The sequence below is a fragment of the Acinetobacter sp. S40 genome, assembly GCF_016624705.1.
GTDB lineage: Bacteria > Pseudomonadota > Gammaproteobacteria > Pseudomonadales > Moraxellaceae > Acinetobacter.
Map to the genome: position 1 here is coordinate 14,399 of NZ_JACVTU010000010.1, position 14,943 is coordinate 29,341.

16 protein-coding genes and 1 tRNA gene are annotated in these 14,943 nt (G+C 39.4%); 9 read left to right on the forward strand and 8 right to left on the reverse strand.

From position 1 onward, the window contains the following. Window positions 1–54: 54 nt before the first annotated feature. Window positions 55–936 carry an energy transducer TonB gene (locus tag IAE19_RS12040; RefSeq protein WP_200461180.1) on the reverse strand — a complete coding sequence of 294 codons (882 nt, stop codon included), beginning with the start codon at window positions 934–936 and terminating at the stop codon, window positions 55–57. Between the two features lie 240 nt (window positions 937–1,176). Here IAE19_RS12040 and IAE19_RS12045 point away from each other — a divergent pair, with 240 nt between their 5' ends. From IAE19_RS12045 to IAE19_RS12060, 4 genes are all read left to right on the forward strand, one after another. Continuing rightward, on the forward strand, window positions 1,177–1,860 hold the full coding sequence (locus IAE19_RS12045; RefSeq protein WP_200461181.1) for a hypothetical protein: 684 nt from the start codon (window positions 1,177–1,179) through the stop codon (window positions 1,858–1,860). Window positions 1,861–2,013: 153 nt separating this feature from the next. Then, window positions 2,014–2,730, forward strand: a complete 717-nt coding sequence (locus IAE19_RS12050; protein ID WP_200461182.1) for a DUF3108 domain-containing protein — start codon at window positions 2,014–2,016, stop codon at window positions 2,728–2,730. Window positions 2,731–2,816: 86 nt separating this feature from the next. Then, entirely contained in the window at window positions 2,817–3,392 is a 576-nt protein-coding gene (locus tag IAE19_RS12055) for a xanthine phosphoribosyltransferase (protein WP_200461183.1), read from the forward strand. A gap of 194 nt (window positions 3,393–3,586) precedes the next feature. After that, the gene (locus tag IAE19_RS12060; protein WP_200461184.1) at window positions 3,587–3,961 is read left to right on the forward strand and encodes a hypothetical protein; all 375 of its coding nucleotides are present in this window, start codon (window positions 3,587–3,589) and stop codon (window positions 3,959–3,961) included. A gap of 83 nt (window positions 3,962–4,044) precedes the next feature. Here IAE19_RS12060 and wrbA read toward each other — a convergent pair whose 3' ends face one another. Further along, the gene (wrbA, locus tag IAE19_RS12065; RefSeq protein WP_200461185.1) at window positions 4,045–4,635 is read right to left on the reverse strand and encodes an NAD(P)H:quinone oxidoreductase; all 591 of its coding nucleotides are present in this window, start codon (window positions 4,633–4,635) and stop codon (window positions 4,045–4,047) included. Window positions 4,636–4,744: 109 nt separating this feature from the next. Here wrbA and IAE19_RS12070 point away from each other — a divergent pair, with 109 nt between their 5' ends. After that, entirely contained in the window at window positions 4,745–5,989 is a 1,245-nt protein-coding gene (locus IAE19_RS12070; protein WP_200461186.1) for a YhjD/YihY/BrkB family envelope integrity protein, read from the forward strand. 21 nt (window positions 5,990–6,010) lie between these two features. On the opposite strand, the gene IAE19_RS12075 is transcribed toward IAE19_RS12070, so the two are convergent. Further along, window positions 6,011–6,943 carry a DMT family transporter gene (locus IAE19_RS12075; protein WP_200461187.1) on the reverse strand — a complete coding sequence of 311 codons (933 nt, stop codon included), beginning with the start codon at window positions 6,941–6,943 and terminating at the stop codon, window positions 6,011–6,013. Between the two features lie 114 nt (window positions 6,944–7,057). On the opposite strand from IAE19_RS12075, the gene IAE19_RS12080 reads away from it, so the two are divergent. Continuing rightward, window positions 7,058–7,861, forward strand: coding sequence for an AraC family transcriptional regulator (locus tag IAE19_RS12080; RefSeq protein WP_200461188.1), 804 nt, complete (start codon window positions 7,058–7,060; stop codon window positions 7,859–7,861). A 2-nt stretch (window positions 7,862–7,863) separates the two neighbouring features. Here the strand turns inward: IAE19_RS12080 and IAE19_RS12085 are convergent, their stop codons facing one another. Next, window positions 7,864–8,760 carry a LysR family transcriptional regulator gene (locus tag IAE19_RS12085; protein ID WP_200461189.1) on the reverse strand — a complete coding sequence of 299 codons (897 nt, stop codon included), beginning with the start codon at window positions 8,758–8,760 and terminating at the stop codon, window positions 7,864–7,866. 135 nt (window positions 8,761–8,895) lie between these two features. On the opposite strand from IAE19_RS12085, the gene IAE19_RS12090 reads away from it, so the two are divergent. After that, window positions 8,896–10,170 (forward strand): MFS transporter, encoded by a 1,275-nt coding sequence (locus IAE19_RS12090; RefSeq protein WP_200461190.1) that lies wholly within the window; start codon window positions 8,896–8,898, stop codon window positions 10,168–10,170. A gap of 23 nt (window positions 10,171–10,193) precedes the next feature. Further along, the gene (locus IAE19_RS12095; protein ID WP_200461191.1) at window positions 10,194–10,574 is read left to right on the forward strand and encodes a VOC family protein; all 381 of its coding nucleotides are present in this window, start codon (window positions 10,194–10,196) and stop codon (window positions 10,572–10,574) included. A 52-nt stretch (window positions 10,575–10,626) separates the two neighbouring features. Here IAE19_RS12095 and IAE19_RS12100 read toward each other — a convergent pair whose 3' ends face one another. Both IAE19_RS12100 and IAE19_RS12105 read right to left on the reverse strand, forming a co-directional pair. Continuing rightward, on the reverse strand, window positions 10,627–11,268 hold the full coding sequence (locus IAE19_RS12100) for a fumarylacetoacetate hydrolase family protein (protein ID WP_200461192.1): 642 nt from the start codon (window positions 11,266–11,268) through the stop codon (window positions 10,627–10,629). A 32-nt stretch (window positions 11,269–11,300) separates the two neighbouring features. Continuing rightward, a complete protein-coding gene (locus IAE19_RS12105) occupies window positions 11,301–11,798 on the reverse strand; it encodes a YcxB family protein (protein ID WP_200461193.1) in 498 nt (165 codons plus the stop codon). Between the two features lie 200 nt (window positions 11,799–11,998). Here IAE19_RS12105 and IAE19_RS12110 point away from each other — a divergent pair, with 200 nt between their 5' ends. Beyond that, window positions 11,999–13,300, forward strand: a complete 1,302-nt coding sequence (locus tag IAE19_RS12110) for an SRPBCC family protein (protein ID WP_200461194.1) — start codon at window positions 11,999–12,001, stop codon at window positions 13,298–13,300. An 81-nt stretch (window positions 13,301–13,381) separates the two neighbouring features. Here IAE19_RS12110 and IAE19_RS12115 read toward each other — a convergent pair. Both IAE19_RS12115 and IAE19_RS12120 read right to left on the reverse strand, forming a co-directional pair. Next, window positions 13,382–13,458 (reverse strand) — tRNA-Arg (locus tag IAE19_RS12115). Window positions 13,459–13,570: 112 nt separating this feature from the next. Continuing rightward, window positions 13,571–14,845 carry a GAF domain-containing sensor histidine kinase gene (locus IAE19_RS12120; protein ID WP_200461195.1) on the reverse strand — a complete coding sequence of 425 codons (1,275 nt, stop codon included), beginning with the start codon at window positions 14,843–14,845 and terminating at the stop codon, window positions 13,571–13,573. Window positions 14,846–14,943 lie beyond the last annotated feature (98 nt).

The window sequence follows — 14,943 nt, forward strand, 5'->3', positions numbered from 1 at the left end:
CAATTAACAATAATGAATTATCTTTATAATTTTTATTGATATAAGCTTAATCAGCTAGCGAACTTCAAACTCTGCTTGAGCAGGGTTAAATTTCCATGTACGAATAATTCGCAACTCAGAAATTTCTTTCATGGATGCATCAAAACGGCCAAATGGAGCGCCACGACGTACCGATGCTTTTGCAGCCTCATCTAACAAAGTATGGCCTGAACTTTCAATTAAACGAATGGCACGTATTCCCCCCTGCGCGTTTAAAACAACCATCAATCTGACTTCACCTGCCAAATTTTGACGTTTTGCCTCATCGGGATAGTAGCGATTGCCATACAACTCCACTTTTTCACGGAACTTATTCAAATAAGCAGCAGAAGCATCTTGCTTAGCTTGAATGCCATCTACTGTCTTAATCCGTTGTTGCCGGCTAAAATTTTGCTGACGCTGTAAATATTGCGCTTCAATACTGGCCACCATTGCAGCTTTGGCTTGAAACTGACTTTGTAAATCATCTTGTGCTTTTTTACGCTGATTTTCTTCAGCCTGTTTTTGCCAGCTTAATACCGTCATCAGCACTTTTTCTTCAAATTTAAGCTCACGTCTTTGCTGAATATGGTCAAGTGTTTGAGTCTGAGATTCTCCGGAACTTTGATCAGGCATCGCTTTAGGCATATCACTCGACATTCGATGTGAATCATGAAATTGTCCAGAACCTTTTTGATTCGATTGAGCCAGAAAGTCAGCATGTTCTATTTTATCTGTGCTTGGACGAATCGCGATAGCAATCTCTTTGGTCGCAGTATCTGAAGGTGTTGGCATCGCAAAATGAATGAGCAAAATTAGTACATGCAGTACAATTGCAATTGCCACCGCACTCAATAAAATAAAATCCTGCCACCAGTGTCGAATCACTGGAAAATACTCTACATTTTTTTTAAACATTGTGTTCAACTAACAAAATGTTGCATCCCCACCTGTGAAAACAGGATAAAATAAAACTATTATTCATTTTCAAATAAAAGCGTGACCAACTTCAAAGCTAATAACAACAAGGTTTGAAGTTTTAAAAATGTAGCAATTAATTTTGCTAAACTGCAACAAATAAACTTATTTTTTTTTCATGTTTTAAAAAAGATTGTAATTTTGCAATCGAACAAAACAGCTATTTTTTGGACAGCCTTTATGCCAACATTACTGTCATCTATCTCTAAACACTTGCGCCGGGCTTATGAAAAAGCTGGAGAATTTATTGAAGAAGAACGTGAAATTCCAGTTTCGCAAGTATTTTTAAATGCAACCTTTAAACGCTATGTGACAGATAATCTCAGCTTTTTGGATGATCTGCATGCAGATGTCTATGATGGCTGGCTACGTTTATACGCCACTTTAAATTTTAAAGGCTTAAATACGACCCTTTCTGTAGATTTAAAATTAATTCAGATGGAACTGAATAAAGATATTCAACTTTTGGTCTTTGAACAAATTAGTGATACACAAGTTGTTGAGGCCAAATTTAAAAATGCTTTACAAAAAATAGGATTTAATGCCTATGTTTTTTTCTATCACAAGATATTACGTAAAGATCCGTTAGGCCCGATTCTTGAACGCTTCGAGGTCGTTAAGGTCAATGATGAACTTCTATTTCTTGATCTAAATCGCTGGTTAGGCAAAAGTCGCAGTGTGATCGATGCGCTTTCCAAAGTGCATGTCAACCATGCGCAGCTTAAAGAAGCAGAACTTGTGGTATTAGGGAATGTCAATTTAATGGCCCTTTTCAACAAATCCCAAAATGACGATGATTTAGCCGAAGAGGAATTGGAGCTAGCAGAAACCACTGTCACGCCTATACGGCAAAAAGATGAATAAGCTAAAAATAAAGCATTCATAAAGACATTAAATATCAACATAATGAAACATTGCACACTGAAATACTGCATTTTTCTCCATGGCGAAATGTAATACTATCTTGAGTGATTGAAAATTTTTTATTATTTCATTTATGACATCAGGAACTTTCTTATGGTACTTCATGTAACGAAAACCATGACTTTGGCAGCTAGCCTGACCACTGCCCTGTTATTTACAGGTTTTTCGAGTCATGCGCTGGCCATGAGTCCTTTTCAGGCCAGTTATCAATTTTCCTATAATGGCAAAAATATGGGCTCAGGTACGCGTATCTTAAGCCAACAGGGCAATAACTGGACTTATGATTTTTCTGCCAAAGCGGGTGTGATTGCCTCAGCAAGTGAAATCAGTAAATTTAGCTTTAGCAATGGTCAGATTAACTCGCAGCAGTTTAATCGGAACAGTAAAGTTCTGGTTCATACCAATAGCATGAGTATTCATTTCAACCCGTCCAGCAAAACCATTAATACTCAAAAGGACGATAAAAAACGTTCATTTGCTTGGAAATCTGGCGTACTGGATGAATTAAATGCTGAGTTGCAAATCCGTGAAGATTTAAAGGGAAATGGCATAAAGGCCACTTATCCAATTGCGGATGCTAAAGGAATTGATACCCGACGTTTTGTGAAACAAGGGACAGAAACCGTAAAAACACCCTATGGCTCATTTAATACCATTAAAGTGATTATTCAATACGACAACAAACCTGATCGTAATACCACATTCTGGTTAGCACCTAAACTGGATTATTTGCCAGTGAAAGTCAGTCATGTTGATGAAAAAACTTCGTATGGACTGCTCTTAACAGGTTATTCTGGTAAAACTAATTAAGAATTGTCGATTTTGGCTTGCATTTTTTTGGATGCTTTTTAAAATACGCTTTTGCTGAAAAGGCATCCGCCCTAGAGGATTCTCCCGTGCATGCACTAGAACAGAAAATCTTAACTGAAGGTATCGTTCTATCTGATCAAGTTTTGAAAGTCGACGCTTTCTTAAACCACCAAATCGACCCTGTACTGATGCAGAAAATTGGTAAAGAGTTTGCTGCTCGCTTCAAAGATGCAGGCATCACCAAGATTATTACCATTGAGGCATCTGGGATTGCGCCTGCCATTATGACCGGTCTTGAATTGGGTGTTCCTGTCATTTTTGCACGTAAATATCAGTCACTTACGCTCAAAGATGATTTATATCGCGCCAAGGTATTTTCATTTACTAAACAAACTGAAAGCACTATTGCTATTTCCAACAAGCATATCAATGCAAGTGACAAAGCTTTGGTAATTGATGACTTTTTGGCAAATGGTCAAGCTGCATTAGGTCTTATTGATTTAATTCAGCAGGCACAAGCTGAAATTGTAGGTGTCGGGATTGTGATTGAAAAATCGTTTCAATCAGGTCGTGACCTATTGATCGAAAAAGGCTATCGTGTTGAATCTCTAGCGCGTGTCCAATCTTTAACTGATGGTAAAGTCACTTTTATTAAAGAATAATTCGGTCAGAATAATCATGTTGACATAAAAGCGCGCTACAGCGCTTTTTTTATATCTGTATAACTCACCCATCAACTATTTTAGGCGTTTATTCTATTTTCCTGCTATTTTCATTGCTCCCTTTACAACTGCGCTAAACTATTATGTTTTGTTTCAGCTAAAATGATTTTAAGAAAAATAGGATGTTACACGATATGGGTAAAGCGCAACAGGAAACAGAAACAACAGTGGTCTGCCCTAAATGTGGTTCAACTGATCTTGAAAAACGTGATCACGAACAAGTTTTGCAGAAGGCGGGTGGCGTACTTTTAACCTCAGCAGGTGCTGCCGCTGGAACGGTAGGTGGTGCAGCCTCAGGTGCGTCCATTGGCGCTGCAATTGGAACTGTAGCGGGTCCTTTAGGCGTAATTTTAGGGGGCACAGTGGGGACCTTTGTTGGTGCAATTAGTGTCGGTATCACTGGTGGCTTTCTAGGTAACCGTTTTGGTAAAAAAGCGGGTGTTATAATCGATAAAAATATTTTTCAGGATTATAAATGCCTCAAATGCGGCTATCGCTTTAAACAATAATTTGATTAGGTTCGCTTATCCTATTTAAATCATTGTTTAAATTAGCGATTGGATTGGTATATTCCAATCGCGCTGTAGCGTATTCAAAGCAGTTTAAGCGCCACTTCGCCTAAACGTTTGCCCATTGCTTCGCATAATATTTTTTCATCCTGACTAAGTTCCTGATCATGCCTTGGGCCACTTACATGACTGGCACCATAAGGCGTACCGCCAGTTTTAGTATTAGATAATGCAGGGATCGAATTCGGCAAGCCTAAAATCAGCATACCATGATGAAATAAAGGTGGCAGCATGGTGAGTAAGGTGCTTTCCTGTCCACCATGCATAGAACCTGATGCAGTAAACACACAAGCGGGTTTGCCGTGTAATGCTCCATTGAGCCAGAGACTTGTTGTTTGATCCCAAAAATATTTCATTTCACTGGCCATATTACCAAAACGGGTCGGTGAACCCAGTGCTAAACCGCAACAATGGGCTAGATCATCCAGCGTACAATAAATATCGCCCTCTAATGGAATACTTGGCTGTGCTTCAGTGACCACAGTGGCCAGTTGTGGTAATGTTCTAATTTTCACATTCATCCCTGTGGCTTCAATTCCATTGGCAATTAAATGTGCCATATCTCTGGTTGAACCATATTTACTGTAATAAAGGACAAGAATATAAGGCTGCATATTTTTAAACAGATTTACTAAAAACAAAACTATACGATATTTAAATCTTTTTTTGGTTAAGCTTTATGTGGAAAACCTAAAAAGATCAAAAAAATGAGACTTTATTTTTATGCTGAGTTTTTTAAAAAAGTTACCTTTTTACGATAAAACATGGTTTCAGTTTGTACTGTTTGTACTTCGTCGTTTTGAGGCTGATCGGTGTCGAGAACATGCAGGGGCACTCACCTATACGACGTTGTTTGCTGTAGTTCCCATGCTAACTGTTTTTTTAGTTATCATTTCCTCCATTCGGGCACTTGAACCAGCCAGACAACAACTACAACAGCTTATTTATAGTAATTTTTTACCCAAAAGCACCATTGCTTTTGACCGAATTTTAAATTCATTTACTGATAAATCTAGCAATCTGACAGTCATTGGTATTTTATTTCTGTTTGTTACTACCGTAATGATGCTTAGCACCATTGAAACAGCCTTTAACCGGATCTGGCGTGTTCGTGAGACACGCGGCGGTATCATTGGTTTTATGCGTTATTGGACCATTATTTCATTAGGGCCAATTATTTTAGGTAGTGCTTTTGTACTGTCTTCAACTGTCGCATCCATGAGTATTCTCAGTAATAATTTTGCAGGTTATGAGTTAAATGGTGCTTTCATTTTATGGCTAATTTCCTTTGCTTTAACTATTGTCGGGTTTTTCTTTTTATATTGGACCATTCCTAATCGGACAGTTCCACTTTACGCTTCTGCTATCGCAGCGTGTTTTAGTGCCACGTTATTTGAGTTACTCAAAAATATTTTTAGTTTTGTAATGGCAAACTTTACCAGCTATGAATTGGTGTATGGTGCATTTGCTGCCATTCCAATTTTTCTATTATGGATTTTTCTATCATGGAATATAGTGTTACTTGGCGTTGAAGTCAGCTACGCGCTAACCGCCTTTCATTCAGAAAAAGTCCAGACACGCCACCCTGTTCTCATGCTACTAGATGTGCTGGAGCTGTTTTATAAAAAACAAAAATTGGGTGAAAGTGTGACAGATCTCGAAGCACTAGATGTAATGGGACGCGGTGAAATTGGACGCTGGCCAGGTTATGTAGAAATGTTAGAAAAGCAGAATCTGATCAAGCGTACGGATAAAGATGAATATGTACTGGTCAGAAATTTATCACAAGTCGATTTTTGGTCATTTTTTACAGCGCTGCCTTTTCCATTACCACGCCGCCAAGATGTAGGGAATATTCACCCAGATGATGAATGGATGCAAAAACTTGGTCCTGCACTGATTGAATCAGATGATTATCTGGCAGCGAAATTGGCCATCCCACTCTCTACAATATTTGAAGATAAGTGATATTTTGTAGATACCGCTTAATTAGCGGTATCTACAGATTTTAATCCGTCTCGATTGTATCCAACCCGGCAAACTGACCACAATAACGCCTATCAGTACCAAAGCTGTTCCAAGCACGAAATTAATCTCAAGCTTTTCATCTAAAAAATACACACCAAATCCCATACCAAAAATTGGGGTAAGGAACGAAAAAACACCAAGTCGTGATGCCAGATAAGTCCTTAATAACCAAAACCACACTAAAAAACTAGCAAAAGAAACAACGAAAGTGTGAAATGCCAGACTACCAATTGTCAGTTTGCTCCAGTGAATTTCGGTTTGCCCTGTGGTCCATGCAGCAATCATGAGCAATACAAAGCCACCAAACATTTGATAGAACATAGTCTGTGTAGCAGGTGCTTGGGATAAAGGTGTTAAACGTATAGAAATCGTGGTCGCAGCCCAAGCGATAGCAGCCATGAGTGCGAGACAATCGCCCCATAAAATTGAGTTTGCTCCAATTTCATGAACACTCTGAGGTCGAATAAATGTAAAGATTATCCCACCAAAAGCGATAGCTATACCAAGCCATTGCAGTGCACTTAGTCGTTCTGCAGGCAATTTCCAGTGCAGCCCCAAAGCTACAAAAATAGGGGCGGTATAAAGTAATACTACAGTGTGTGATGCATACGTATGTCGAATGGCTTCTGCCAAAAGGAAGAACTCAAAGGCAAAGAAAAAAGCAACCAACAGACCCGAACGTAAATAAGGTCTGGCCAAAAGCTGTCGATTCTTCTCACGATATAAAAGCGGCAAAACCAATATTGCGGCCAACCCCGAACGTAACCCGATTTGCATGATTGGTGAAATATCAGGGGCTGCCATTTTTAAGATTACTTGCTGTAAGCCCCAAATCATACATAAAACCACCATCAAACCAGATGCTCGTGCATCCAGTGCCTTCCGATCATTCACCGTATCTTCCTTTGTTAAATAGACAAAACAACTATAGCGCTGACTTATTTAAGTGATATAGTCCAAATAAGACAATTCATCATCGAATGCAGGCAATAAAACTCAAATCAAGATATGAAGAAAAATGCTCATCTTATTAAAAACTTTTTAGAAATTCCGGCTTGTAATGATATTCCCGCGCCGCTCTGGTACCAGATCAGAGATGCACCGGCACAGACTATTTATCCTCAACATAAGCATGCATGGGGAGAGTTTATTTATGCTTACCATGGTGTTTTAGAGGTAAATGTCGACTCAATTCATTATTTAACCCCACCACCTTATGGTTTGTGGTTACCACCACACTTAAAACACAGTGGCCTAAATCGGACAAAAGTAACGCACTGTACCGTGTATATTCATGAATCCTTGTGTCAGGAAATGCCAAAACATGCAGGAATTTTACTTAGTTCTGCATTGGTTCCTGCCATGATGGAACATCTTAAAACTACGCTATCGGCTGAAATAAATCCTGATGAACATTTGCGCTTATTGCATGTATTACTGGATCAACTTCAGCATGCTCAAGTTATTGGAAGCTATTTGCCGTCCAGCTCGCATTATTTACTTGAACCCCTACTTGAATATTTAAAGCAAAATCCATCAGATCATCGTTCACAGGCTGAACTGGCAAAGCAAATGAATACCAGTGAGCGAACATTGGCACGATATAGTCAGAGTGAACTTGGAATGTCTTTGCATGAATGGCGTCAGCGTCTACGCATTATGCAAGCCTTGCCGTTACTTGAACAAGGACATACTGTGGAAAGTATTGCACTGGATTTAGGCTATGCTAGCGCTACGGCTTTTATCAATTTATTTAAACGTTGGATGGGACTCACACCCGATCAATTCAGAAAAACGTTTTCTGCCCCCTAAATTCAATCGATGGTTTTTACCAATGACTGAATTAAACTCGAAAAATTAATGGCAGCTTGTGAATGCGTATTTCGTCGATAAGCAAGAGAAAAGCCAACCACAGGTTTAGGCTCAGCTACATTTAAATATTGTACGTCTTTAATCCCCAATTGCATGGCTGAGGTTGGAACCAACGATACCCCCAAATTTGCTGCCACTAGCGAAACGATAGAGACAATTTGCGGTGCGCTTTGTCCAATTTTGGGTTCTAGTCCATGACTACGACACGCTGCCAATACAGCATCAAGTAGACCTGCACTGACCGAATGTGCTGCCATAATGAAGTTTTCATCTTTTAATACTTTAAGTTGAATTTCCTGTTGTTGATCGATCTGCCGTTCCAAGGGCATAACCACCACCAGCGGCTCATACATTAAAGTCTGCATGTGAATGTCAGCAGGAATATGCTGCGGGGGACGAATCAAAGCGATATCCAGTTGATCATTCAGTAAGCGGTCAATTAAAACCAAGGAATTTCCTTCTTCTAATCGGAGTTGAACTTGGGGATACTGCTGCTGAAACAAACGAATACTATGCGGTAAAACGGGATTAAGCATTGCCGTACCAGTAAAACCAAGCCGCAATTGTCCCAATTCACCATTTGCCATTTGTTGTGCCAAACTAACGGCATCGTCGACTCGTTGCTGAATCGGTTGTACCGCATTCAAAAAAACTTGTCCTGCGGCAGTTAATTCTGCGCCATGCGCTGAACGGTAAAAAAGCTCCGTGCCAATTTCATCTTCCAGATTTTTAATTTGCATACTAAGTGGCGGCTGACTGATTCCCAGACGTTGTGCTGCCCGAGTAAAACTTTTTTCTTCGGCAACCACCAAAAAATAACGAATATGACGTAGTTCCATATATAAAACATATAGAGATTGATATCTATATATATTAGACAAATAGTAGTGAGATTGCTAATCTAATCACGTTGGCAGCTAGGCAAGCACTGCCAACACACTCTCTTCTTATTTTTTTAAACTCTGGTTTATTTCATGACGATTCCTTCAACAGCAAGCGAGTCTGACGGCGGTATTGATTCATCTCAAGTCATCCATGCAGCAAATGCCGAACACTGGATTAGCCGTGGAACATCGGCTTACTTTAAAGCAGGTCTTGCACTTTTCTTATTAGGTTTTGCTAGCTTCTCCATGATTTATTGTGTGCAACCGCTGCTGCCCGAATTCACCCATACATTTCATATCAGCCCAGGAACCAGCGCACTTGCCCTATCACTGACTACGGGCTTGCTGGCTTTTTCTATCGTTTTATCCAGTGCATTCTCTCAGGCACTTGGCCGTAAAGGGCTCATGTTTGTCTCAATGGGTCTAGCTGCGCTGCTTAATATTTTGTGTGGTTTTTCGCCTGATTGGCATGTTTTGCTCATTGCGCGTGCTGTGCAAGGTTTTGTAATCGGTGGAGTTCCCGCGGTTGCGATGGCGTGGATTGCCGAAGAAATTCATCCCGCTCATTTGGGTAAAACCATGGGGCTCTATATTGCAGGGACTGCATTTGGTGGCATGATGGGTCGTGTGGGAATGGGTTTACTCACGCAGTATTTCTCATGGCGTGTAGCATTAGGCGTATTAGGTGGAATCTGTCTAATTTGTGCTTTAGGTTTTTTATGGTTATTACCTAAATCCCAAAATTTTATTGCACAAAAAGGCATACAGCTTCAGTTTCATTTATCGGCATGGAAAAATCACTTAAAAAATCCAAGATTAATTCGTATTTATACAATTGGTTTTCTAATCACCAGTATTTTTGTCACCTTATTTAACTATGTGACTTTTCGCTTGGCTGCTGCACCTTATCAATTAACTCAAACACAAATTAGTCTCATTTTTCTCTCTTATAGCCTCGGTATGATTTCCTCCTCTTTAGCAGGTTCACTGGTCGATAAATTTGGTCGAAAAATAGCAATGCTAATGGGTTTCGCTTTTATGCTTGGTGGTATCTTAATGACCCTCAATGCGGGTTTATTTGCGATTATTATCGGAATTGCTGCAATTACCACAGGCTATTTTATTGCTCATTCTATTGCTAGTAGCAATGTTGGCCTAGAAGCTAAACAAGCCAAAGGACATGCAACTGCACTGTATCTGTTATTTTATTATTTAGGTTCAAGTATTATCGGTTCAGCGGGCGGTTGGTTCTGGGAATATGGTGGATGGCATGCCGTTGTGTACTTGACCTTAGCACTTGTAGCGACAGCAATAGTCATCGTCATCACCGCACCCAAACCTCCCCAAACTTTTGCTGCAACGTAAGCTCAACGATAGGACGCAGTTTTATGAAAATCTCCCATCTTGATCATCTTGTGCTTACAGTTGCAGATATTGAAGCAACCTGTGTTTTTTACCAACGCGTGTTAAATTTCGAAGTAGTTGAATTTGGAGAGAATCGAAAGGCACTTATGTTTGGATCTCAAAAAATCAATTTGCACCAGACGGGGCATGAATTTGAACCCAAAGCCGCTTTTCCCACCGCAGGCTCTGCAGATCTTTGCTTTATTAGCCAAACGCCATTGGAAGAAATCGTTCAGCATCTAGATCAGCAACATATCCACATTGAACAAGGGCCTATACTGCGTACAGGAGCTTTGGGTAGTATTTTATCTGTATATATTCGTGATCCTGATCAAAACCTGATTGAAATCTCGAATTACCTTTAGATCATAAAAAGCCTGCTTCAATTGAATTACAGGCTATTCATTGATCCAAAATTTAAGCTTTGACAAAAGTTTCCCAGATAAACTGCTGGGTTTTACCATTTAATATCATTTTGAGTTGATCGCCACGCTGCAATGGCCCAACGCCAGCAGGGGTTCCCGTCATCACTACATCTCCTGCTTCAATACTAAATGCCTGACTCATATCACACAGATATTCACCAATACTTAATAGCAGATACGCAGTATCGCCTTGTTGGCGAACTTGATCATTGATATAAAAACTATAGGTCACATGTTTCCAATCTTCAATTTCACCGACATCAACCCAATCTGCTAAAACACAAGCTCCATCGAAAGCTTTGGCACGTTCCCACGGTTGACCTTTATTTTTCAATTCAGTCTGTAGATCACGCAAGGTCAAATCCAGCCCTATGGTCACAGCACCAATTGCAGCCAATGCTTTTTCTGGATCGGTTTCATTTTTAAGGGGATGATCTATACGCAAGGTCAGTTCGCATTCAAAATGACAACTGCCATGGGCTGAATTCCATTCAATTCCATCCTGCAAACCAATCAAGCTACTTGGCGGCTTAATAAATAAAACAGGGCGATCAGGAATGGCATTACCCAATTCTTTAGCATGCTCGGCATAACTTCTACCCACACAAATAATTTTTGATGGACGTGCGTTCATAAGATCTCCCTTTTCATAATATTGCGTGTTGATTATTTTTTAAAAGTATTTTCAAACTGAGTTTGTTGTGTGCTGTCACTAAAAGCACGTTTCGGGACAATAATCACAGTACGATTTTTCAGTTCGATCATATAAGTCAATTTACCTTTGGCAAAATTAACCACTTCACTATACGCGAATTGTTGTTTGCGGCCAGTCGCATAAAGTTCCATACGATCTTGATATAGATCAATACCTTGTTCACTTTTACCAAACTGATATTTTACAAACTGACGTTTAAACATCATCGGTAAAAACCAGTAACGCATTAAAATTTGCATCACCAAAAAAAAGGCACCTAGTGCGACATAATAACGCCCCACCCCAGCCACACCTAAATAAAACCCCCAAATGATAATGGCAATACTTATTACGGGCGTAATAAAGCGGGTAAATTGTTTTTTTCCAAATGTCGCAAGTGCAAAACCATCTTGAGATTCTTCTAAATTAAGTTGATAACGCAGTGAAATAGCAGGTTGGAGTTCTGACATAAGATGTTCAATATAAGCGATGAATTACGTTCAAAATACTACACCAGTTCTATGGTTTTATTTAGGGGATAACTACAATTCATTAAGAATTTAACACGATTGTATTTCATCGTGATTTACATAAAATGGCTTTTTTTTAGCCTTAAAACCCCTTAAACACATAAGGCTGAATCAAAACAATGACACCATGCGAGGATGTTATGCGCCAATTTGCCTATGGATGCGGCATTTTTGTTAGTTTTTTAACTTATAGTAGTTCCAGTTCTGCCCAATTTTTCACATGGAATGAGAACATTCCTAGCAGTCTTGCAGTATTTCAACAGGATCCACAACAACTGGCCAATTTTGCTCAAAATAATATTGTGATCTATGCCCATCCCTACACTAAAACCAATGTACCTACTCAAAAGAAAAATCCTCAACCAAATGTACAATTTGTCAGTGCAGCGATTGTGGTTCCAGTAAGCACACAAGAAGTTGCTAAAGTATTGACGGACTATAGCCATTATGTCGGGTTATTTCCTACGCTAAAGTCTGCAAAAATTGAAGAAAAAAGTGGCAGTATCACTCGGGTCAAGTACAAAGTTCAAATTCCAACGCCCATTCCAGTCTTAAATTTCAATGAAGATATCTCCATGCAGCACCAAGTGGGTACTAACAGTGTCGCCAGTTTAATTACCGATGCACCTGTACCCTATGGGATCGGAAAATTTGAATGGTTCAATCTGGGGCCACAAAAAACCCTGATTACCTTAACCCAATGGGGTGATCTAAATCAGATTAATGGTTTTTTACTTCGCAAGATTTTATCTGCTGTTCCTGATGCGAAGCTTGGTATTCCGATCGGTAGTAATGCTTTTATATTGGAATCCTTAAAACGCAAATGGATGAAAACTCAGGCCACTGTTCTCGAAGCGGGGCAAGTACCACCTTTGCAGCTTAACAGCAATCAAATCAGAAAAATAAATGATCTGAGCCGAAGTACTGGTTATCCAGTATCTTTTATTCAACCATCATCTACTGTGCCTTATCCCCATGGTCGTGAAACTATGCGTTTTACCACGACCTATCAGTACTACGCAAAAACACCACAACAATTACAAAACTGGCTGAATCCCGCCTCTTTTCAAACCCTGTTTCCACGACAAATTAAAAAAGTAGAATTGACCTCTGCTACACCACAACAGCAAGATGCGAATTTTCGGGTTTCTGTGGGATTAGGAGTGATTAACATTCCGTTTAATTTTAAAATGCGCTTTAATATTGATTCCACTCAATCACAGTATAGTGCCATTGGTGGCGATCTTCGTTTTGTCAAAGGAGAGATGCAATTACTACCGCAGAGCAATGGAACTCTATTTAAAATGACCAGTGCCGCCAAGATTGATGAAAAAGCTCCGTTTTTATTGCGTGCAATGCGTAGTTTGCCCTACCATGATATGTTACCAGCAGCAGGCGGCAATGCCGTGTTTAGTCTGAAGATTAAGGAAAAAATGAAATAATGCTGTAAGAAAAGTTATTTATGATAGACACAAAAAAACCACTTAAAAAGTGGTTTAATTTAACTCATATTGAGTTCAAGTTGGTGCGCTCAGAGAGATTCGAACTCCCGACCCCTTAGTTCGTAGCCAAGTGCTCTATCCAGCTGAGCTATGAGCGCGTACTTGATGGAGCGCATTATACGCGTTTTTTTGCCATTGATAATATCTTTTTCACAAAACGATCATCAACCGTTTAGTTATTAGACATCTGTTGTTACATCATCTTCAATTTTATAAATATTCTTCACCAATCATTTTATAGTCTACATTTATTAACTGTGAACGATGAGACTGCTGGGTAGAAAAATGGATAACAAAAGTGGTTCCTGCTCCTTTTTCTGTTTTTACAGTCAAATCACCCTGATTTTTTTCAATAAACTGTAAGCACAATAATAACCCTAGACCTGACCCTTTTTCACCTTCTGTGCCTTTTTCACTGCGAATTTGCTGTCTCGAATTAAAATTTTTGAAAGCTTCATCAGACATACCAATGCCTGTATCACGCACTGTAATTTCGACTTGTTCTTGCTGCTTCCTCGCAGATAAGTAGATCTGCCCTCCATTTGGAGTAAATTTTAATGCGTTTGATATCAAATTCTGTAGCACGGACAGCATCATGTTCAAATCAACGTAACAATGCAAACCCTCTTCTATGTCACATTCGATCTGAATATTCTTTTTTTGGGCAATTGCCTGAAGAATTTCACATACATCTGACATTAATTCTGCAATATTGACGGACTGTGGTTGATAAACAATGGCGCCACCTTCTGACATCGCCCATTGCAGCAGATTTTCCAGCAGCTTGAAAGTTGCTTGGGCTGTACTACGTAAATATCCAGCAATATCTCGAATACTTTGTTCATCCAGTGTTTCAATTTCAGTTTCAAGTACATCAGAAAAACCTAAAATACCATGAAACGGTGCCCGTAAATCATGAGCAATAATCGAAAAGAACTTATCCTTAGACTCATTTAAATACTGCAATTCTTTATTTTTTCTCAATATTTCCAGATTAGATTTGCGTAATTCAAACTGCTGCACGACTTGTGTTGCCAGAACAGAAAGGGCCTGATACTGATGCTCACTTAACTGACGGGGTTTGGAATCCAAGACACATAAGGTTCCCAGATTAAAACCATCGCAAGTGGTCAGTGGCGCACCCGCATAGAAACGAATACTCAAATCTCCACGTACCGCAGGATTGTCATGAAAACGTTCATCCAATAAGGTATCTTCAATCACAAAGATATCTTTTTGTAAAATTGCGTGGCTACAAATACTATATTTACGTTCAACTTCGCCACGAGGCACGCCATAAGAAGACTTAAACCAACTACGATTTTCATCAATCAGACTGATAATAGAAACTGGGGCTTCACAGATTCTTGATGCAAGTTGAACCAGATCATCTAGCCCCTGTTCAGCCATGGTATCCAAGATTTGATACCCATTCAGTGCATATATTCGCCCCGCTTCATTTTGAGGAAGTTCCGCTTCTATCATGTTCAATCCAATGTCGAGTACGTTATACAGGTTTAAATCATTAAAGATTTAATTTGCTTATTTTTTTGCTAAAACAATGTGCCAACTTCAACATTATT

What these genes read in the sequence shown, in the direction of transcription:
- IAE19_RS12085 (WP_200461189.1), bottom strand. Translation starts at nt 8,760, where the DNA reads ATGGAACTACGTCATATTCGTTATTTTTTGGTGGTTGCCGAAGAAAAA.
- IAE19_RS12100 (WP_200461192.1), bottom strand. Translation starts at nt 11,268, where the DNA reads ATGAACGCACGTCCATCAAAAATTATTTGTGTGGGTAGAAGTTATGCC.
- IAE19_RS12040 (WP_200461180.1), bottom strand. Translation starts at nt 936, where the DNA reads ATGTTTAAAAAAAATGTAGAGTATTTTCCAGTGATTCGACACTGGTGG.
- IAE19_RS12120 (WP_200461195.1), bottom strand. Translation starts at nt 14,845, where the DNA reads ATGATAGAAGCGGAACTTCCTCAAAATGAAGCGGGGCGAATATATGCA.
- wrbA (WP_200461185.1), bottom strand. Translation starts at nt 4,635, where the DNA reads ATGCAGCCTTATATTCTTGTCCTTTATTACAGTAAATATGGTTCAACC.
- IAE19_RS12090 (WP_200461190.1), top strand. Translation starts at nt 8,896, where the DNA reads ATGACGATTCCTTCAACAGCAAGCGAGTCTGACGGCGGTATTGATTCA.
- IAE19_RS12110 (WP_200461194.1), top strand. Translation starts at nt 11,999, where the DNA reads ATGCGCCAATTTGCCTATGGATGCGGCATTTTTGTTAGTTTTTTAACT.
- IAE19_RS12095 (WP_200461191.1), top strand. Translation starts at nt 10,194, where the DNA reads ATGAAAATCTCCCATCTTGATCATCTTGTGCTTACAGTTGCAGATATT.
- IAE19_RS12060 (WP_200461184.1), top strand. Translation starts at nt 3,587, where the DNA reads ATGGGTAAAGCGCAACAGGAAACAGAAACAACAGTGGTCTGCCCTAAA.
- IAE19_RS12070 (WP_200461186.1), top strand. Translation starts at nt 4,745, where the DNA reads ATGCTGAGTTTTTTAAAAAAGTTACCTTTTTACGATAAAACATGGTTT.
- IAE19_RS12105 (WP_200461193.1), bottom strand. Translation starts at nt 11,798, where the DNA reads ATGTCAGAACTCCAACCTGCTATTTCACTGCGTTATCAACTTAATTTA.
- IAE19_RS12045 (WP_200461181.1), top strand. Translation starts at nt 1,177, where the DNA reads ATGCCAACATTACTGTCATCTATCTCTAAACACTTGCGCCGGGCTTAT.
- IAE19_RS12080 (WP_200461188.1), top strand. Translation starts at nt 7,058, where the DNA reads ATGAAGAAAAATGCTCATCTTATTAAAAACTTTTTAGAAATTCCGGCT.
- IAE19_RS12050 (WP_200461182.1), top strand. Translation starts at nt 2,014, where the DNA reads ATGGTACTTCATGTAACGAAAACCATGACTTTGGCAGCTAGCCTGACC.